The 18,664-nt window shown below is 62.6% G+C and carries 16 protein-coding genes, 1 tRNA gene and 1 pseudogene; 11 read left to right on the forward strand and 7 right to left on the reverse strand.

The window, feature by feature from the left end; genetic code table 11:
• Positions 1-83 precede the first annotated feature (83 nt).
• The 9 genes and pseudogenes from ACX1DW_RS16190 to ACX1DW_RS16230 form a co-directional block, all read left to right on the forward strand.
• Positions 84-920 carry an AraC family transcriptional regulator gene (locus tag ACX1DW_RS16190; protein WP_156244774.1) on the forward strand — a complete coding sequence of 279 codons (837 nt, stop codon included), beginning with the start codon at positions 84-86 and terminating at the stop codon, positions 918-920.
• A 151-nt stretch (positions 921-1,071) separates the two neighbouring features.
• Positions 1,072-4,146 (forward strand): formate dehydrogenase-N subunit alpha, encoded by a 3,075-nt coding sequence (gene fdnG / locus ACX1DW_RS16195; RefSeq protein WP_458991895.1) that lies wholly within the window; start codon positions 1,072-1,074, stop codon positions 4,144-4,146.
• Complete coding sequence (gene fdxH, locus ACX1DW_RS16200) at positions 4,146-5,081, forward strand: formate dehydrogenase subunit beta (RefSeq protein ID WP_458993412.1); 936 nt, start codon at positions 4,146-4,148, stop codon at positions 5,079-5,081. Before fdnG ends, fdxH begins: the two co-directional genes overlap by 1 nt.
• A 57-nt stretch (positions 5,082-5,138) precedes the next feature.
• Positions 5,139-5,762 (forward strand): formate dehydrogenase subunit gamma, encoded by a 624-nt coding sequence (locus tag ACX1DW_RS16205; RefSeq protein ID WP_102839300.1) that lies wholly within the window; start codon positions 5,139-5,141, stop codon positions 5,760-5,762.
• A 127-nt stretch (positions 5,763-5,889) separates the two neighbouring features.
• Positions 5,890-6,807 carry a formate dehydrogenase accessory protein FdhE gene (gene fdhE / locus ACX1DW_RS16210; RefSeq protein ID WP_458991896.1) on the forward strand — a complete coding sequence of 306 codons (918 nt, stop codon included), beginning with the start codon at positions 5,890-5,892 and terminating at the stop codon, positions 6,805-6,807.
• Positions 6,804-8,213: an L-seryl-tRNA(Sec) selenium transferase gene (gene selA / locus ACX1DW_RS16215; RefSeq protein ID WP_458991897.1), complete on the forward strand. Its 1,410-nt coding sequence runs from the start codon at positions 6,804-6,806 to the stop codon at positions 8,211-8,213. Before fdhE ends, selA begins: the two co-directional genes overlap by 4 nt.
• Positions 8,210-10,126: a selenocysteine-specific translation elongation factor gene (gene selB, locus ACX1DW_RS16220; RefSeq protein ID WP_458991898.1), complete on the forward strand. Its 1,917-nt coding sequence runs from the start codon at positions 8,210-8,212 to the stop codon at positions 10,124-10,126. The genes selA and selB overlap by 4 nt, the downstream gene beginning before the upstream one ends.
• Positions 10,127-10,165: 39 nt before the next feature.
• Positions 10,166-10,261: transfer RNA gene (locus tag ACX1DW_RS16225), tRNA-Sec, on the forward strand.
• 54 nt (positions 10,262-10,315) lie between these two features.
• A pseudogene (locus tag ACX1DW_RS16230) lies at positions 10,316-10,429 on the forward strand (DNA-binding protein); the annotation flags it as partial.
• 102 nt (positions 10,430-10,531) lie between these two features.
• On the opposite strand, the gene ACX1DW_RS16235 reads toward ACX1DW_RS16230, so the two are convergent.
• From ACX1DW_RS16235 to hdhA, 3 genes are all read right to left on the reverse strand, one after another.
• Positions 10,532-11,194 (reverse strand): hypothetical protein, encoded by a 663-nt coding sequence (locus ACX1DW_RS16235; protein ID WP_458991899.1) that lies wholly within the window; start codon positions 11,192-11,194, stop codon positions 10,532-10,534.
• A 36-nt stretch (positions 11,195-11,230) separates the two neighbouring features.
• Positions 11,231-12,217 (reverse strand): hypothetical protein, encoded by a 987-nt coding sequence (locus ACX1DW_RS16240; RefSeq protein ID WP_458991900.1) that lies wholly within the window; start codon positions 12,215-12,217, stop codon positions 11,231-11,233.
• 355 nt (positions 12,218-12,572) lie between these two features.
• Positions 12,573-13,340 (reverse strand): 7-alpha-hydroxysteroid dehydrogenase, encoded by a 768-nt coding sequence (gene hdhA / locus ACX1DW_RS16245; RefSeq protein WP_458991901.1) that lies wholly within the window; start codon positions 13,338-13,340, stop codon positions 12,573-12,575.
• A gap of 312 nt (positions 13,341-13,652) precedes the next feature.
• Between hdhA and ACX1DW_RS16250 the strand changes: the two genes are divergently transcribed.
• Positions 13,653-13,970: a hypothetical protein gene (locus ACX1DW_RS16250; protein ID WP_125841906.1), complete on the forward strand. Its 318-nt coding sequence runs from the start codon at positions 13,653-13,655 to the stop codon at positions 13,968-13,970.
• A gap of 84 nt (positions 13,971-14,054) precedes the next feature.
• Here the strand turns inward: ACX1DW_RS16250 and ACX1DW_RS16255 are convergent, their stop codons facing one another.
• Positions 14,055-14,519 (reverse strand): glycine cleavage system protein H, encoded by a 465-nt coding sequence (locus ACX1DW_RS16255; protein ID WP_102839294.1) that lies wholly within the window; start codon positions 14,517-14,519, stop codon positions 14,055-14,057.
• Positions 14,516-14,890 carry a DsrE family protein gene (locus ACX1DW_RS16260; protein ID WP_458991902.1) on the reverse strand — a complete coding sequence of 125 codons (375 nt, stop codon included), beginning with the start codon at positions 14,888-14,890 and terminating at the stop codon, positions 14,516-14,518. Before ACX1DW_RS16260 ends, ACX1DW_RS16255 begins: the two co-directional genes overlap by 4 nt.
• 154 nt (positions 14,891-15,044) lie before the next feature.
• Here ACX1DW_RS16260 and cfaB point away from each other — a divergent pair, with 154 nt between their 5' ends.
• Positions 15,045-16,226: a C17 cyclopropane fatty acid synthase CfaB gene (gene cfaB / locus ACX1DW_RS16265; RefSeq protein ID WP_125867690.1), complete on the forward strand. Its 1,182-nt coding sequence runs from the start codon at positions 15,045-15,047 to the stop codon at positions 16,224-16,226.
• Positions 16,227-16,257: 31 nt separating this feature from the next.
• Here cfaB and ACX1DW_RS16270 read toward each other — a convergent pair whose 3' ends face one another.
• Positions 16,258-17,109, reverse strand: coding sequence for a universal stress protein (locus ACX1DW_RS16270; protein ID WP_458991903.1), 852 nt, complete (start codon positions 17,107-17,109; stop codon positions 16,258-16,260).
• Between the two features lie 14 nt (positions 17,110-17,123).
• Complete coding sequence (locus ACX1DW_RS16275) at positions 17,124-18,611, reverse strand: SulP family inorganic anion transporter (protein ID WP_458991904.1); 1,488 nt, start codon at positions 18,609-18,611, stop codon at positions 17,124-17,126.
• Positions 18,612-18,664: the final 53 nt, after the last annotated feature.

Raw genomic sequence — 18,664 nt, forward strand, 5'->3', positions numbered from 1 at the left:
TGTTGTCCGGTAAGCGCTATTCTGCTCACCAGAAAAAACTGTTGGTGACGTAAAGTCCGGAAAACTTGATCAGGAGTACTTACATGTCCGATCGCCTCGCTGCGTTGATGACGCACTTCCCGATGCACGCCCAAGTGTTCAATGCCGGGCCGCTGTGTGGCATCAACACGCTGCAGAGCGATGGCGTGCACGGGCAACTGCACCTAATACGCCGCGGCGAGGTGGAAGTCCGCTATGGGCGCGAGGTGCTGCAGGTCTCGCAACCGAGCCTGCTGCTGTTTCCGCGGCCGCTGACGCACCGCTTCATCACCGCGCCGGGCTGCGAGGTGGACATGGTCTGCGCAAACCTGGCGTTCGAGGGCGGCAGTGCCAACCCGATCGCCTCGGCGCTGGCCGATCTGGTCTGCCTGCCGCTGGATGGGGTCATGGGTGCCGAGCCGGTGCTCTCGCTGCTGTTCGAGGAGGCCTTCGAACAGCGCTGCGGGCGCATGGCGCTGATCGAGCGTCTGGTGGAAGTGGTGATGATCCAGATCCTGCGTCAGCTGATGGAAAGCGACGAGGTCAGCGGCGGGCTGCTCTCCGGCCTCGCCCATCCGCGTTTGCGCAACGCGCTGGTGGCGATGCACGAAGCGCCGGCGCAGGACTGGACGCTCGAAGAGCTCGCCCGCGTCGCGGGGATGTCGCGCAGCGTGTTCGCCACCAGCTTCCGCGAAACGCTCGGGCAGACGCCCGGCCAGTACCTGCAGGGCTGGCGCGTGCGTCTGGCACAGAAGGCGCTGCAGCGAGGGCGACCGCTGAAGGTGATCGCCACCGAGGTCGGCTACGGCAGCGAAGCGGCGCTGTCACGTGCATTCAAGGCGCAAGCTGGGCAGTCGCCACGGGAATGGAAGAACCAGCTCGCCATGCCGGCCGGCGCCTGAGTGCCCAGCCGGTCCATCCTCGACACCCTTGCGATTGCGGGCACAAGCGAAGCGCAGCATTAATCCTTCACTTCTTGAAAGCTTGGCTAAGCTGCTAAAGCAGACGCCGGCAAAGTATCGGCGTTCCAGCCTGATGAGAAGGAGAACACCGATGGACATGAACCGTCGACAGTTCTTCAAGGTCTGCGGTGTGGGCCTTGGGGCGTCGAGCATGGCGGCATTGGGCATGGCCCCACCGACGGCATATGCCGAGTCGATCCGGCATTTCAAACTGACCAACACCCGTGAAACCCGCAACACCTGCCCCTACTGTTCCGTCGGCTGCGGGCTGATCCTCTACAGCCAGGGCAGCGGCGGCAAAAACGTCGCGCAGAACATCATCCACATCGAAGGCGACTCCGATCACCCGGTCAACCGCGGCACGCTCTGCCCGAAAGGCGCCGGCCTGCTGGACTTCGTCCACAGCCCCAACCGCCTGACACATCCTGAAGTCCGCGAAGCGGGCAGCAACGAGTGGAAGCGCATCGAGTGGAGCGATGCCCTCGACCGTATCGCCCGGCTGATGAAGGACGACCGCGACGCCAACTTCATCGAGCGCAACGACAAGGGCCAGACGGTCAACCGCTGGCTGAGCACCGGTTTCCTCGCCGCCTCGGCATCATCCAACGAGGCCGGCTACATCACCCACAAGGTGGTACGTTCACTGGGCATTCTGGGGTTCGATAACCAGGCGCGTGTCTGACACGGCCCGACGGTGGCAAGTCTTGCCCCGACGTTTGGCCGTGGAGCCATGACCAATCACTGGAGCGATATCCAGAACGCCGACCTGGTCCTGATCATGGGCGGCAACGCCGCCGAAGCGCACCCGTGCGGCTTCAAATGGGTCACCGAAGCCAAGGCGCGCAACAAGGCGCGGCTGGTGGTGGTCGATCCACGCTTCACCCGCTCGGCCTCGGTCGCGGACCTGTATGCGCCGATCCGTACCGGTACCGACATCGCCTTCCTCGGCGGGCTGATCAACTACCTGTTGGAAAACGACAAGATCCAGCACGAGTACGTGGTCAACTACACCGATGTCGCGTTCATCGTGAAGGAAGGATTTGGCTTCGAGGATGGCCTTTTCAACGGCTATGACGCCGAGAAGCGCAGCTACCCGGACAAATCCACCTGGAGCTACGAGCTGGATGAGGACGGCTTCGCCCGCGTCGACAAGAGCCTCACTCACCCGCGCTGCGTCTACAACCTGCTCAAGCAGCACTACAGCCGCTACACCCCGGAGGTGGTCAGCAACATCTGTGGTACACCGCAGGACAGGATGCTCCAGGTCTGGGAAACCATCGCCGAGACGTCCGCACCGGGCAAGGCCATGACCATCATGTACGCCCTGGGCTGGACGCAGCACTCGGTCGGCTCGCAGATGATCCGTACCGGCGCCATGGTGCAACTGCTGCTCGGCAACATCGGCATGCCTGGTGGCGGCATGAACGCCCTGCGCGGGCATTCCAACATCCAGGGCCTGACCGACCTGGGCCTGCTGTCCAACCTGTTGCCTGGCTACCTGACCCTGCCGCTGGAGGCCGAGCAGGACTACAACGCCTATATCGCCAAGCGCACCGCCAAGCCGCTGCGCCCGGGGCAGCTGTCCTACTGGCAGCACTACGAGAAGTTCCACGTCAGCCTGATGAAAGCCTGGTATGGCAAGAGCGCCACAGCGGAGAACAACTGGGGCTACGACTGGCTGCCGAAGCTGGATATTCCTGGCTACGACGTGCTCAAGGTGTTCGACATGATGTACCAGGGGCAGGTCAACGGCTATTTCTGCCAGGGCTTCAACCCCATCGCCTCGTTCCCCAACAAGGCCAAGGTCAGCGCGGCGCTGGCCAAGCTCAAGTACCTGGTGGTCATGGACCCGCTGGCCACCGAGACCTCGGAGTTCTGGCGCAACGCCGGCGAATACAACGACGTCGACACCGCCAGCATCCAGACCACCGTGTTCCGCCTGCCGACCACCTGTTTTGCCGAGGAGGATGGCTCGCTGGTGAACAGCGGGCGCTGGCTGCAGTGGCACTGGAAGGCAGCCGAGCCGCCAGGCCAGGCGAAGACCGACGTGGTGATCATGGGCGGACTGTTCCACCGGCTGCGTGAGCTGTATCGCAAGGAAGGCGGCGCCTACGCCGAGCCACTGCTGAACATCGACTGGTCCTACCGCCAGCCCGAGGAGCCCTCCGCCGAGGAGATCGCAAAGGAGTACAACGGCAAGGCGCTGGGCGATGTGCTCGATCCGCAGAGCGGCGCGCTGCTGGCCAAGGCCGGCGAACAGTTGCCCGGCTTCGGCCTGCTGCGCGCCGATGGCAGCACATCGTGTGGCTGCTGGATCTTCAGCGGCGCCTGGACCCAGGCCGGCAACCAGATGGCCCGGCGTGACAACGCCGATCCCTACGGCATGGGCCAGACCCTTGGTTGGGCTTGGTCCTGGCCGGCCAACCGGCGAATTCTCTACAACCGTGCCTCGGCCGATCCTGCGGGCAACCCGTGGGACCCGCAGAAGAAGCGCCTGGTCTGGTGGGATGGCAGCAAATGGGGCGGCACCGACGTGCCGGACTTCAAGGTCGACTCGCCGCCCGAAGCCGGCATGAACCCCTTCATCATGAACCCCGAAGGGGTGGCGCGGCTGTTCGCCGTGGACAAGATGAACGAGGGGCCGTTTCCCGAGCACTACGAGCCGTTCGAGACGCCGATCGGGCGCAACCCGCTGCATCCGGACAACCGCCAGGCGACCAGCAATCCCGCCGCGCGGGTGTTCAAGAACGACATGGAGTTGTTCGGCACGGCGGAGGAATTCCCCTATGCGGCGACCACCTACCGGCTCACCGAGCACTTCCACTTCTGGACCAAGCACTGCCGGCTCAACGCGATCACCCAGCCCGAGCAGTTCGTCGAGATCGGCGAGGTGCTGGCCAAGGAGCTCGGCATCGCCGCCGGCGAGCGGGTCAAGGTGTCGTCCAACCGCGGCTATATCAAGGCGGTGGCGGTGGTGACCAAGCGCATCAAACCGCTGACGGTGGATGGCAAGACCGTGCACCAGATCGGCATCCCGCTGCACTGGGGCTTCGCTGGCGTGGCGCGCAACGGTTACCTGACCAACACGCTGACGCCGTTCGTCGGTGACGCCAACACCCAGACGCCGGAGTTCAAGTCGTTTCTGGTCAACGTGGAGAAGGCATGATGGCTACTCAAGACGTGTTTGCCCGCTCCGCCACGACCACCGAGCGGCCGTCGATCCGCGAGGTCGGCGAAGTGGCGAAACTGATCGACACCTCCAAGTGCATCGGCTGCAAGGCCTGCCAGGTCGCCTGTTCGGAATGGAACGAGCTGCGCGACGAAGTCGGCACCAGCCACGGGACCTACGACAACCCGATCGACCTCACCGCCGAATCCTGGACGGTGATGAAGTTCGCCGAGTACGAGAACCCCGGCAACGGTAACCTCGAATGGCTGATCCGCAAGGACGGCTGCATGCACTGCGCCGACCCGGGCTGCCTCAAGGCCTGCCCGGCACCGGGGGCGATCGTGAAGTACGCCAACGGTATCGTCGACTTCAACCAGGACCACTGCATCGGCTGCGGCTACTGCATCACCGGTTGCCCGTTCGACATCCCGCGCATCTCCGAGAAGGACAAGAAGGCCTACAAGTGCACGCTCTGTTCCGACCGTGTGTCGGTCGGGCTGGAGCCGGCCTGCGTGAAGACCTGCCCCACCGGCGCCATCGTCTTCGGCAGCAAGGAGGACATGAAGGAGCATGCCGCCGGGCGCATCGCCGACCTCAAGGAGCGGGGTTTCGACCAGGCCGGCCTGTACGACCCCGATGGTGTCGGCGGTACGCACGTGATGTACGTGCTGCACCATGCCGATCAGCCCTCGTTGTACAACGACCTGCCGGACGAGCCCACCATCAGCCCGCTGGTCAGCCTGTGGAAGGGCGTGACCAAGCCCCTCGCGCTGCTGGGCATGGGCGCGGCGGTGCTGGCCGGCTTCTTCCACTACACGCGGGTCGGCCCGATCCGCGTCGAGGAGGACGACAAGGCCGAACTCAGCGAGCCCGTGGTGCACCAGGTCGATCCTTCGGTGCATGTGGTCGATCCCAAGGAGCCGCGACCCTGACGGCGTGGCCCCGTTCGCGGGGCCGCCTTCGGTGTCCGCTCGCTCAAGGAGTCAACGATGAACAACAACGAGATCGAACGCTACAACCCCTCGCAACGGACCAACCACTGGATCGTCGCGATTCTCTTCGTCCTCGCCGCGCTGTCCGGCCTGGCACTGTTCCATCCGGCGCTGTTCGGCCTCTCCGGGCTGTTCGGCGGCGGCACCTGGACGCGCATCCTGCACCCCTTCATCGGGGTCGCGATGTTCGTCTTCTTCCTCTGGCTGGCGATCCGTTTCGCCGGGCACAACCGCATCGAGGCGCGCGACCGCCAGTGGCTCAGGCAGATCAACGACGTGGTGCACAACCGCGAGGAAAAGCTGCCGGAAGTCGGCCGCTACAACGCCGGGCAGAAGGTGCTGTTCTGGGTGCTGATCCTCAGCATGCTGGTGCTGCTGCTCAGCGGCATCGTCATCTGGCGCGAATACTTCAGCAGCTTCTTCGGCATCGTCTCGCTGCGCTGGGCCAGCCTGCTGCATGCGGCTGCCGCCTTCGTGCTGATCGTCAGCATCATCGTGCACATCTACGCCGCCATCTGGATCAAGGGGTCGATGGGCGCGATGCTCTACGGCACCGTCAGCCGGGCCTGGGCGCGCAAGCACCATCCGGCCTGGTACCGGGAGATCAGCCAGCGCAAGTAAACCTCGCCACAGCGCGACGAAGGTTCCCGCAACCGCGGGAATCTTCGTTCGTGCATGCCATCGAAAGCCGAGCGATAACCGCTGACGGACTATGCTGTTCGGCATATCACAAGAAAAGGAGTCCTGCGTGTCAGGCACCATTCTCGAACCCGGGCAGATCGAAGCCGCTGCCAGCAAACCACCCTTCACCAACCTGCCACCACGCGATCTGTTCGCCCTGCGCAGCGAGCGTCTGACCAAGCTCGCCGAAGATCATCCGCTGGCCGACTACCTGCGCCTGCTCGCCGGCGTATGCCAGGCCCAGCAGCAGGTGCTGGACAACCCGCCTGCCAGCGCACCGCTCGACCCTGCGCGCACCCGCGAATGCTTCAAGCAAGCCATGCCGCCGCTGGCCGCCGACACCCTGGTGCGCGAATGGGCGTGGCTGCCGCTGCTCGATGCCTGGCTGGATGCCTTCGCGGTGCCGGACAACCTGTCGGTCATCGCTGCCATCGACCAGCTGCGCCGCGCCGACAGCGGCCAGCGCAAGGCCTGGGCCGTGGCGCTGGTCAGTGGCCAGTACGACAGCCTGCCGCCGGCGCTGGTGCCCTTTCTCGGCGCCGCGCTGCAACTGGCCTGGACCCACTGGCTGCTCCAGCTCGACCTCTCCGACCTGCGCGAACGCGAAGACCAGACCCTCTGCCCCTGCTGCGGCGCACCGCCCATGGCCGGGGTGATTCGCCACCGCGGGCAGCTCAACGGCCTGCGCTACCTGGTCTGCTCCCTGTGCGCCTGCGAATGGCACTACGTGCGCCTGAAATGCAGCCACTGCCGCAGCACCAAGAAGCTCGACTACCTGCACTTCGAAGGCTCGCCCAACGGCATCAAGGCCGAGGCCTGCCCCGAATGCAACGGCTACCTCAAGCAGCTCTATCTCGAATTGGCACCGGACGGCGAAAGTCTGTCCGCCGACCTGGCGACGCTGGACCTCGACCTGCTGCTGGCCGATCAGGGCTACAACCGCCAGGCACCCAACCTGCTGCTGGCACCGGGGAACGAGGCATGAGCAGCAGCCATCTGCCCTCGGTGGACAAGCTGCTGCGCGATCCGGCCTGCCAGCCACTGCAGCAGCGCTATGGTCGTCAGGCGCTGCTGGCGACGCTGCGCGACCTGCTCGACGAACTGCGCGAACCGGCTCGCCGTGGCCAGCTGGCCGCGCTGGAACTGTCCGAAGCGGTGCTCGCCGGGCGCGCCGGCGAACGCCTGGCCAGCCAGCATAAGAGCCGCGTGCGCCGAGTGTTCAACCTCACCGGTACGGTGCTGCACACCAACCTCGGTCGCGCCCTGTTGCCGGATGAAGCCATCGAGGCGATCACCCTTGCCGCGCGCTACCCGCTCAACCTGGAATTCGATCTCGCCACCGGCAAGCGCGGCGATCGCGACGACCTCATCGAAGGGTTGATCCGCGAGCTGACCGGCGCCGAGGCGGTGACTGTGGTGAACAACAACGCTGCCGCCGTGCTGCTGGCCTTGAACAGCCTCGGCGCACGCAAGGAAGGCATCATTTCCCGTGGCGAGCTGATCGAGATCGGTGGCGCCTTCCGCATCCCGGACATCATGGCCCGCGCCGGCGTGAAGCTGCATGAAGTCGGCACCACCAACCGCACGCACGCCAAGGATTACGAAGCGGCCATCAACCCGCGCTCGGGCCTGTTGATGCGCGTGCATACCAGCAACTACAGCGTGCAGGGTTTCACTGCCAGCGTCGCCACCGCCGAGCTGGCGCGCATCGCCCATGCCCACGACCTGCCGTTGCTGGAGGATCTGGGCAGCGGCAGCCTGCTCGACCTCTCGCGCTGGGGCCTGCCCAAGGAGCCGACGGTGCAGGAAGCGCTGCGCGACGGCGCCGACATCGTCACCTTCAGCGGCGACAAGCTGCTCGGCGGCCCGCAGGCCGGGCTAATCGTCGGCAGCAAGGCGCTGATCCAGAAGATCAAGAAGAACCCGCTCAAGCGCGCCCTGCGCGTCGACAAACTGACCCTTGCCGCGCTGGAAGCGGTGCTCAACCTCTATCGCGACCCCGACCGCCTGGCCGAACGCCTCACCAGCCTGCGCCTGCTCAGTCGTCCGCAGGCGGAGATCCGCACCCAGGCTGAACGCATCGCCCCGGCGCTGGCCGCCGTGCTCGGCGAGAGCTGGCAAGTCGCAGTAACCGATGCCCTGGGTATGATCGGCAGCGGCGCGCAGCCGGTGGCCCGCCTGCCCAGCGCCGCCCTGTGCATCCGTCCGCAGCAGCCCAAGCGCCTGCGCGGCCGCAGCCTGCGCCAGCTTGAAGAAGCGCTGCGCTGCCTGCCGATTCCGGTCCTCGGGCGCATCGACGACGATGCCCTCTGGCTCGACCTGCGCCAACTGGACGACGAACCGGCCTTCCTCGAACTGCTGCCAAATCTGCAAGAGGAGCTGGCCCGTTGATCGTCGGGACCGCCGGCCATATCGACCATGGCAAGACCGCACTGCTCCACGCCCTCACCGGGCAACAAGGCGACCGCCGCCGCGAGGAGCGCGAGCGTGGCATCACCATCGACCTCGGCTACCTCTACGCCGACCTCGGCGAAGGCAGCCTCACCGGTTTTATCGACGTGCCGGGCCACGAGCGCTTCGTGCACAACATGCTGGCTGGCGCCAGCGGCATCGACTGCGTGCTGCTGGTGGTGGCCGCCGATGACGGCGTGATGCCGCAGACCCGTGAACACTTGGCCATTGTCGAGTTGCTCGGCATCCGCAGGGCACTGGTGGCGCTGACCAAGATCGATCGCGTCGAGCCGGCGCGCATCGCCGAAGTCGAGCAACAGATCGAAAACCTGCTGGCCGCCGGAGCACTGGCCGGAACGCCGATCTTTCCGGTTTCCAGCATCCGCGGCGATGGCATCGACGCCCTGCGCGCCGCGCTGATCGACGAAGCCGCGCGTACCGGCGCCCGCAGCGACAGCGGCCACTTCCGCCTGGCCATCGACCGCGCCTTCAGCGTCACCGGCGCAGGCGTGGTGGTCACCGGCACCGCCTTTGCCGGGCGCGTGCGAATCGGCGACGAACTGCTGCTCGGCCCCGCCGGCAAACGCGTGCGCGTCCGCGGCCTGCACGCGCAGAACCGTGAAACGGCCGAAGCCCATGCCGGCCAGCGCGTGGCCCTGAATCTTGTCGGCGAGCGGCTGGCAGTGGAGCAGATCCATCGCGGCGACTGGCTGCTGCACCCACTGCTGCACGCACCGACCCAACGCATCGACGTCGACTTCCAGCTGCTGCCCGGCGAAGCCCACGAACTCAAGCACTGGACGCCGGTGCACGTGCACCTTGGCGCCCAGGACGTCACCGCGCGCGTCGCCCTGCTCGAAGGCACGAGCCTGGCGCCGGGCGAACGCGCCTTCGCCCAGCTACTGCTCAACGCACCGAGCCACGCGGTACATGGCGACCGCATCGTCCTGCGCGACCAGTCCGCCCAGCGCACCCTTGGCGGTGGCCGTGTGCTCGACCCGTATGCGCCACCGCGCAATCGCCGCCGCGCCGCGCGGCTGGAGCAACTTCGCGCCCTCGATCAGCCGAGCCTGGAGCAGGCATTGCCGCCACTGCTCGCCAGCGCCACCAACGGCATCGACCCGCAAGGCCTGGAACGCCAGTTCAACCGCCCGCGCGAAGGCTGGCAGCTCCCGCACGGCGTATTGGAGATCAGCACACGGCTGGGCCCACGGCTATTCGACCAGGCCCGCTGGCGCGAACTCGAAACCGCGCTGCTCGACTCACTCCAGCGTTTTCACGAAGAACAACCCGACGAACTTGGCCCCGACCGCGACCGCCTGCGTCGCTATGCGCTGCCGCAGCTGGAGCGGCCGGTATTCATCGCCTTGCTGGAACAGGCACTGGCCGCCGGCCACATCGAAACCAGCGGCCCGTGGCTGCACCGCCCCGATCACCGGGTGCGCCTGAGCGATGCGGAAGAAGATTTGAAAGCGCGCCTGTGGCCATTGCTCGAAGCCGGCCATTTCGACCCACCCTGGGTCCGCGACCTGGCCCGCGACCTCGGCGTCGACGAAACACAGATGCGCAACCTGTTACGCAAGCTTGCCCGTCTCGGCCTGCTGCAACAGGTGGTGAAAGATTTGTTCTACCCCGAGTTCACCATTCGCCAACTCGCGGGGCATGTACTGCAATTGGAAGCGCAAAGCGGCGTGATCCGCGCTGCCGCCTTCCGCGACCGCATCCAGCTCGGCCGCAAACGCAGCATCCAGCTGCTCGAACACTTCGACCGCATCGGCCTCACCCGCCGCTTCGGCAACGAACGCAAAGTCCGGCAGGACAGCGCCTTGGCGATCCAGCCAGGCCTGGGGTAGGCTGGTCGCCGCTTCCTTTCTCACAGCAAAACCAGATAAGGAAGGCAATCGCACCCGGTGGTGCGGCCGGGCTTCAAACCCGGTTGGGGACGGCAGCCGTTCCCGGGTGAGTTCGACTCTCACTGCCTTCCGCCAATTTGGTTACAGAACCACCTCTGAGCTGGAAAAATAAATCTGTCCCCTTTTTCATTCCCGCAGTACGCCCTATGGCTGGCGAATGGACAGATCGCCCCAGAGATCGGCCAGACCAGCCCCGATTACGACGAAGCCAACCGAAACTTGAGCCAACCCAGCGCGGGATAGCAATCATGCGGAAAGTAGCTAGGCGATGGTATGCCCGAGCGCAGGGATACAAGCTATCCTAATAAGTCAGGACATTGAATCAATTATAATTTCAGCTATTTTTCATTTAGTTGAGCCAAGCATCTCCAGGAACATATCTTTATGCGCTTCCTTATACCCATCAACAAAGCTCCAACCAGTGAAGATACTCCAAAGGTACCTGCATAGAGTTTTTATGTCGTCATACTCTTGCTTAACTAACTCAAGGCGATGAAGGGCTTGAGAGAGGCGCTTAAAATATCGAAATGCTTCTTCATCATAAACGTGCGCCGACCCCAAAAGAAACTTCAATTCATCGTTAAGTATAGTTATCTCGTACTTTATTTCCGCCAGATAATATTCGTTTGCGAGAAGTGCGTTCGATACAGCATCCCAACGATTTTCACCAAGACAATTGCTATTCTTAAAATACCTCCTGAACTCCTCTCGACTCAATAAGTTCTCCCTATTCTGATATTCTTGCGAGTTACTCAGAACGAGAAAAGTATTAATACAGGACTCTTTGAAGGTACGGTATTGCAGCTCCATACTTCTATAAATATCGTTTCTTCTCTTTTTCTCGGGCAGATAGACCACAACAAAATAAAATACAATACTTATCAGAAACCCTTGCCCCAAGGAGTTAGCTAATCCAAGCAAACCCCCATTCTCAAAAGCAGCAAAAATTACACCAAAACATATAGCTGCCACTACAATTAACAGCAAGATCACCTTCTTTCCAGGCATAGCTTTTCCTTTAGCACCTTCTTTTTCTCTTGCTAACTAGTTTTGCGGCTGAAAATAATACAGTCCGTTCTGTGTAAGCTTTTCTGCTACGAAATGGGGTATACGCAACTCATCAAGCCCACCAGCTCCCCTGTACTCCATCAGTTCACGCGAATAGTTAGGAATAGAATCTACAAGATTCCATATCAGGCTTTCTTTTTCATGGCGCCGTGAAGGGTTGCTAAAGATTAAATTAAAAGAGCCAGAAAAATCCCAATGCCTTTGTATTCTATCCTTTGTCCAATACTGGTGATGCCGGTGATACGTATTGGTTAGCAGCACCACATCAACATTATTATATTCCTCTCTAGGCCAAAATGAATCAGGCGTAAATAACCCCTGCACACCATACATGTAAAAAAACCATTTCTGCATATCCATCGGATCAGCACAGCCTACAGCCAAAATATTTAGTTCATTTTCTCCCGACTGCGGCTTGAACTTGCCATGCGCGGATATAAGAAAATCCTTCAGCTTATTATCCATGTGCTGTTGCTGAATTAGTTCCTGCCCTAGATCGACTGCAGGATTAGCTTCTGGATCCAATAAACGCTCAAGAATGCCAACCACTTCTTTATAGTTTTCCATCCTTCCAAAAGCACCAACCTTAAAATTCTTCCTCGCGTCGATTGCATTTTTTACGGAGAAGTCCGGGCATTTAATCTCTAAATTATATCTTGTTTCATTTATTGAGAACGCACAATCCACATCCTTTGGAGGATTTATTTTAGGCTCATAAGCGAAAGAACTGCTAAAGCGTGAAGCAATATAAGATGCAATGACAGTTTCAACAGCAGCCTGTAAATATTGGCACTCTTCAAACTTGTTGCCACGCAGCTGCAGCTTATTACACAGGGCTTCGGCTTGCTTTGTGCTTAGTTTTGGCATTAAATACCCAAGGGCAGTCATAAATGATTCGTAATATTCGATACCTTCTTTACCAAACAAATATGTATTATCTTTGTTCGTAACTGAGAGATTCACTAATACAAATCCTTTCGAGTAATGGATTCGACACTGTATATCGTCAGCGCCGCCAGCAGACAACCTGCGCAACATGTCAGTGTCGAAAAAGCGTCGAAACTAATGCTGTTTAGAGCAAGAAAAAGCAGCTAGACCCGGTGACAGGCCTAGAAAAGCCGAAGACAGCGGATCACTGCAAGCCAAAAAAACGAGTTCGACTCTCACTGCCTTCCGCCAATTCACTCCAGAAGCCTAACCAGATAAATCTGCCCCCCTTTCTCAAAGCGAGCTCGGCAGGCGCTGACGTCGGCTGCGATGAAGATGCCCGGCCTGAAGGTCCCAATTGAGGTCTGATGATGGCCGCCTCCGGGAGTATTCAGCCCAACTCCTGCACCCCACCGCCGGAAACCGTGAGGATCTGGCCGCTGATCCAGGCCGCCGCAGGTGAACAGAGAAACAGCGCCGCGTTGGCCATATCCTGCGGGTCACCCAAACGCTGGAGGGGCGTATGCGCCAGCATTTGGCGTTCGATGTCCTCGGTGAGCACGCCTTTAAGCGCATGGGTGAGCGTTGCGCCTGGGGCGATACCGTTAACGCGGATTCCGCGCGGTCCCAGGTCGAAAGCGATGTTGCGGATCAGGTGATTGGCCGCGGCCTTGGAAGAGCCGTAAGAGGCCATGTGCTGGTTGCGGTTCTCGCCGGCCATCGAGGTGATCGCCAGCATCGCTCCGCCACCGGCCTGCTCCATATGCGGAGCCGCCAGCTGCGCCAGGCGAAACAGAGAAAACACGTTCAGCTCGTAGGCTCGACGGAAATCTGCCATCGGCATGTCGAAGGCCTTCGGGCCGCCGCCACCGGCGTTGCTGACGAGCAAGGTGAGCTTGCCGAAGTCGTCCACGCAGTGCTCGACCAGTTGCGCAAGCTGGGTCTCATCGGTGATATCGCAGGCGCAGGCGGCGGCCTGACCACCGGCAGCGACGATCTCATCACGCACCCCTTCGGCAGCTGCTAACGACAAATCGCTGACCAACACTGCCGCACCTGCGGCGGCAAACGTTTGCGCGATCGCCTGGCCGATCCCCGCACCGGCACCGGTAACGACCGCAACCTGACCATCAAGACGAAAATCTTCGGGGCGATACATGGCAGCCTCCTCGGGTAGAGGGAGTATGGGCGGTCACCTGCAGGGCTTTCCTAAAAAGCTACGTGTCCTTTGTCCGGCGACCCTGCTTCGCCGAAGCATACCGCGCGCGTCGTTCAGCTGAATTGATGTCCGACGCCTGGCTCTCACAGCCTTCCGCCAACCGTTCCACCTCTTCTGCCGTTGTCCTGCGCCGCCAGCTGCCAGTTCGAAATGCGACAGTCTGACCTATCAGGCGATATCAAAACGCTATCGCCATATCGTGCGAAGCGCGTCACAATCGCGGCTTTTCTTTCCAGGGACAGGAGAGACGTTTTGAGTGACCGGATCGATGAGCGTCGTGCATTGCATGCGCTACGGGACCATATCGATTGTCTGCTGGCTGCTGGCGCATCCCTTGTGGGGCGTGATCCGGTGCAGCTGAATTTTCAGGGCAGGACGCTGATCGTTCAGCACGGCATCCTGCTCAACGAGAACGGCCATCAGGATCTGATCGAGACGCTGGCCGAGCTGGAGTGGGCGAACAAGCGCACCCGCGATCTGGCGATCGATATCTGCATTCGGCAGCTGGACCACGCGATCAAGCGAAGCTGTGACAAGGTGCTGGACAGTTCGACGCCGGACAAATCCTGAGCGCTATCGCGGCGCAATCGGATCGCACCTCGGCATCTTGTTGGGATGTGGGCCGAAGCCCAGGCTACCGCACCTGCCGCACCGTTACTTCCACTGCAGCGCCTGCACATGGGCGTTGGCCGGGTCGAAGTTGTCCAGGCGCATGCGTTCGTCGATGGCGGCTTCGGCTGCCTTGCCCAGCGGGAACTCCTCGCGCACGGTGGCCCAGCCCTCCGGCTTCAGGCGGACCATCCAGCCATCGCCGTAGCAGTCCTGATTGATCAGCGCCGGTCGCTCGAGTAGCGCTTCGTTCACTGCGAGCAGCTCGCCGCTGACCGGGCTACGCGCCGAGGACGCGGCCTTGGCGAACTCGACCACGCCGAAGCTGCGCTCACGCTCGATGCGGGCGCCGACGCGCTTGGGGGTGAAGGCGAATATCTCACCATAGAGCGCGCAACCGTAAGCGGTCAGGCCAAGGGTGACGCTGCCGTCGGCCTCTTCGCGCAACCACAGGCTGTGCTCCGGGGCGTAGCGCAGCGAGTCGGGGAACTCCAGGCCGTGCAGATTCATAGGGTCAGCACCCGTTCGTATTCGAGGATCATCTGCGCCAGCTCGCCGCCACTGGAGATTTCATCCAGCTCGGCGATCAGTGCCGTGGGGTCGAGCTGGACACCGGGCTGGCGACACATCAGCAGCCGCGCGCCGGCCTGCCTGGCGTTGCGGATGAAATGCAGCAAGGGCTCGCCGCCATCCACTGCGCGCAGCGTTTCGGCCACTTCACGGCGCGCCAGCTGCACGCCCTCGCCCGTTAGGTAGAGCGTAACCTCGGCATCCATGCAGGCGAGCAGCGTGGCGATGTGAAACGGTGCGGCGCAGCGCGCCGGAGTGCCGGGGCCGCTGGCGACCAGAATCAGTACGCGCCGGGGACTCGGTTCGCTCATCAAGCATCTCCTTGCGGACGCGCTCGCAACTGCGCGCGAAGCGGCGCATCTGCGCTCATATCCGGCTATAGCAGGAAACTATCATGACCATAGCCTACAGTTTGGAACTCATGGTCTAGCATTTTTGAACAATGCACAGATAGGAGATCTACGCATGCTGGCGACATTGCTACCGGCCCTGAAAGACCTCGGCCTGCCGCTGAAGCTGCAGTTGTGGGATGGCAAGGAGATGGATATCGGCCCCGCCCCCTCTGTCACGCTGGTCATAAAAGACCCCAACCTCGTCACACAACTGGCGCGCCCCAGCCTGGATGTGCTCGGCGCAGCCTATGTCGAGGGGCATATCGACCTGCTCGGACCGGTGGAAGAGGTCATCTACATCGGCGACGTCATCAGTCGCGCACTGTCCGTGGATGACTTCGCAACGCCCACGCGCGAGGCGCATGACAAGGCCACCGATGCCGAAGCCATTTCCTATCACTACGACCTGTCGAACGACTTCTACCGGCTCTGGCTGGACCGCGACATGGTCTACTCCTGCGCGTACTTCGAGAGCGGCGAAGAGGATATCGATCAGGCGCAGCAGGCCAAGCTGCGCCTGATCTGCCGCAAGCTGCGGCTCAAGCCCGGCGATCGCCTGCTCGACGTGGGCTGCGGCTGGGGCGGGCTGGCACGCTTCGCCGCGCGCGAGTTCGGCGCCGAGGTTTTCGGCATCACCCTCAGCCGCGAGCAACTGGCGCTGGCCCGCGAGCGGGTGGCAGCCGAGGGGCTGCAGGACCGCGTGCAGCTGGAGCTGATGGACTACCGTGACCTGCCGCAGGACGGCCGTTTCGACAAGGTGGTGAGCGTCGGCATGTTCGAGCACGTCGGCCATGCCAATCTGCCGCTGTACTGCCAGCGGCTGTTCGGCGCGGTCCGGCCTGGCGGTCTCGTGCTCAACCATGGCATCACCTCGCGCCACCTGGACGGCCGCCCGGTGGCCCATGGCGCCGGCGAGTTCATCGATCGCTACGTGTTTCCCCACGGCGAGCTGCCGCACCTGGTGGGCATCAGCAGCTGCATCAGCGAGGCGGGGCTGGAAATCGTCGATGTGGAAAGCCTGCGCCTGCATTACGCGCGCACGCTACAGCTGTGGAGCGAACGGCTGGAAGCGCGGCTGGCGGAGGCCCAGGCGCTGGTGCCGGAGCGGGCGCTGCGGATCTGGCGACTGTACCTGGCAGGTTGTTCCTATGGCTTTCGCCGCGACTGGATCGACCTGCATCAGATTCTCGCCACCAAACCGTTGCCCGATGGCGGGCATGAACTGCCCTGGACCCGTGCCGACCTCTACCGCTGAGCGCCGCTGTTCGGCGGCGCGAGGGGCTTGATCAGCGCAGCAATAGCAGCGGCGTGCGGGTCGTGCGGATCATGCTGGTGGTGGTGCTGCCAACGAAGAACTGGCGAATGCGCGAGTGGCCGTAGGCGCCCATCACCAACAGGTCGATGCCATGCTCGGCCTGATAGGCATGCAAGGTCGGCTCGACTTCGCCGGCGCGGATGGCGGTGTGTACCTCGAGACCACCAGCGGCCAACGCATCGCGCGCAGCGTTCAGCTGCGTCAGCACCGCGTCGTCTTCGTTGCCGACCATCACCAGATGGATCGGCAGGCCCTTGAACAGCGGGCTGGCGGCCAGCATCTCGACCCCCTTGAGTGTCGTGGCGCTGCCATCGAAGGCGAGCATCAGGCTGCGCGGCGGCGTGAACTGACCGACGGTGACCAGAATCGGCCGATGCATGGTGCGGATCACGCTCTCCAGCTGGCTGCCGATGTGCTGGATGTCGTCGCCGCTGTCTTCACCCTGGCGGCCGATCACCAGTAGCCGAGTGTCTTTCTGCAGATCACGCAGGGTCTCGACCAGATCGCCGTGACGCTGACGGCACTCGGGCTGGGCGACACCCGCGGAAATCGCCCGCTGGCGCGCCGCATCGAGCATCATACGGCCCTCCTCCAGCGCCAGCTTGGCGCGTTTCTCGTCCAGGGTGGCCAGTTCTTGCAGAAGGAATTCACGGCTGCCGAGGCCGATGATGCCGCTCAGGTCACCCGACACCGGGAACTGCCGGCGGTCCAGCACGTGCAGCAATGTCAGCGGCGCGCCCAGCCGTTGACTGGCCCAGGCGGCACAATCGCAGACCGCGGCTGCTTGCGGGGAGCCGTCGATACAGGCCATTACGTGGGTCATTGTCGTTCTCCTGGTCAGTGGCTCATCAGCTTGTCGATGGCGTCGGGTTTGTCGTGCACGCCGAAGCGGTCGACGATGGTGGCGCTGGCTTCATTGAGACCCAGCACATCGACCTCGGTGCCCTCGCGGCGGAACTTGAGCACCACCTTGTCCAGCGCCGAGACCGCGGTGATGTCCCAGAAATGCGCCTGCGACAGGTCGATGGTCACCCGGCTCAGCGCTTCCTTGAAGTCGAAGGCAGCCGTGAACTTGTCGGCCGAGCTGAAGAACACCTGACCGACCACCTGATAGCGACGGCCGCTGGCGTCGGCATCCAGCGCCGAGTCGATGCTCAGGTAGTGTCCCACCTTGTTGGCGAAGAACATCGCCGCGAGCAATACGCCAGCCAGTACACCGTAGGCCAGGTTGTGGGTGAAGACCACCACCACCACGGTGACTACCATGACGATGTTGGTCGAGAGCGGGTAGTGCTTGAGGTTGCGCACGGAATCCCAGCTGAAGGTGCCGATCGAAACCATGATCATCACCGCCACCAGCGCGGCCATGGGAATCTGGCCGACCCAGTCGCTCAGGAACACCACCATCAGCAACAGCACCACGCCGGCGACGAGCGTCGACAGTCGGGTGCGGCCGCCTGATTTCACGTTGATCACCGACTGGCCGATCATCGCGCAGCCGGCCATGCCGCCGAACAGACCGGAAACGATGTTGGCCACGCCCTGGCCCTTGCACTCCCGGTTCTTGTCGCTGCCGGTGTCGGTCAGCTCGTCGACGATGGTCGCGGTCATCAGCGACTCCAGCAGGCCGACCACGGCCAGCGCTGCCGAGTACGGGAAGATGATCGCCAGGGTTTCGAGGTTGAGCGGCACTTCCGGCCAGAGGAAGACCGGCAGGGTATCGGGCAGCTCGCCCATGTCGCCGACGGTGCGGATATCCAGGCCGAAATAAACTGCCACGGCGGTCATGCTGAGGATGCACACCAGCGGCGACGGGATGACCTTGCCGAGCTTCGGCACATAGGGAAACAGGTAGATGATGCCAAGGCCCGCGGCGGTCATGGCGTAGACGTGCCAGGTGACGCCTGTCAGCTCCGGCAGCTGGGCCATGAAGATCAGGATGGCCAGCGCATTGACGAAGCCGGTGACCACCGAGCGCGAGACGAAGCGCATCAGCGAGCCGAGACGCAGGTAGCCGGCGCCGATCTGCAACAGGCCGCAGAGCAGCGTCGCTGCCAGCAAGTACTGCAGGCCGTGCTCGCGCACCAGGGTCACCATCAGCAGCGCCATGGCGCCGGTGGCCGCGGAGATCATCCCGGGGCGCCCACCGACGAAGGCGATCACCACGGCGATGCAGAACGAGGCATACAGGCCGACCCGCGGATCGACCCCGGCGATGATGGAGAAAGCGATGGCTTCGGGAATCAGCGCCAGGGCGACGACGAGACCGGACAGCAGATCGCCACGGAGATTGGAGAACCAGTTTTGTTTGATCGTTTGCAGCATCGGACTATCCAGAGCAAAAGCACCACCATGCAGACCATGGGCGGTCGGCAGCG

The sequence above is a fragment of the Stutzerimonas sp. KH-1 genome (assembly GCF_054483855.1).

What these genes read in the sequence shown, in the direction of transcription:
- ACX1DW_RS16190 (WP_156244774.1), top strand. Translation starts at nt 84, where the DNA reads ATGTCCGATCGCCTCGCTGCGTTGATGACGCACTTCCCGATGCACGCC.
- fdxH (WP_458993412.1), top strand. Translation starts at nt 4,146, where the DNA reads ATGGCTACTCAAGACGTGTTTGCCCGCTCCGCCACGACCACCGAGCGG.
- ACX1DW_RS16205 (WP_102839300.1), top strand. Translation starts at nt 5,139, where the DNA reads ATGAACAACAACGAGATCGAACGCTACAACCCCTCGCAACGGACCAAC.
- selA (WP_458991897.1), top strand. Translation starts at nt 6,804, where the DNA reads ATGAGCAGCAGCCATCTGCCCTCGGTGGACAAGCTGCTGCGCGATCCG.
- ACX1DW_RS16235 (WP_458991899.1), bottom strand. Translation starts at nt 11,194, where the DNA reads ATGCCTGGAAAGAAGGTGATCTTGCTGTTAATTGTAGTGGCAGCTATA.
- hdhA (WP_458991901.1), bottom strand. Translation starts at nt 13,340, where the DNA reads ATGTATCGCCCCGAAGATTTTCGTCTTGATGGTCAGGTTGCGGTCGTT.
- ACX1DW_RS16255 (WP_102839294.1), bottom strand. Translation starts at nt 14,519, where the DNA reads ATGAATCTGCACGGCCTGGAGTTCCCCGACTCGCTGCGCTACGCCCCG.
- ACX1DW_RS16260 (WP_458991902.1), bottom strand. Translation starts at nt 14,890, where the DNA reads ATGAGCGAACCGAGTCCCCGGCGCGTACTGATTCTGGTCGCCAGCGGC.
- cfaB (WP_125867690.1), top strand. Translation starts at nt 15,045, where the DNA reads ATGCTGGCGACATTGCTACCGGCCCTGAAAGACCTCGGCCTGCCGCTG.
- ACX1DW_RS16270 (WP_458991903.1), bottom strand. Translation starts at nt 17,109, where the DNA reads ATGACCCACGTAATGGCCTGTATCGACGGCTCCCCGCAAGCAGCCGCG.
- ACX1DW_RS16275 (WP_458991904.1), bottom strand. Translation starts at nt 18,611, where the DNA reads ATGCTGCAAACGATCAAACAAAACTGGTTCTCCAATCTCCGTGGCGAT.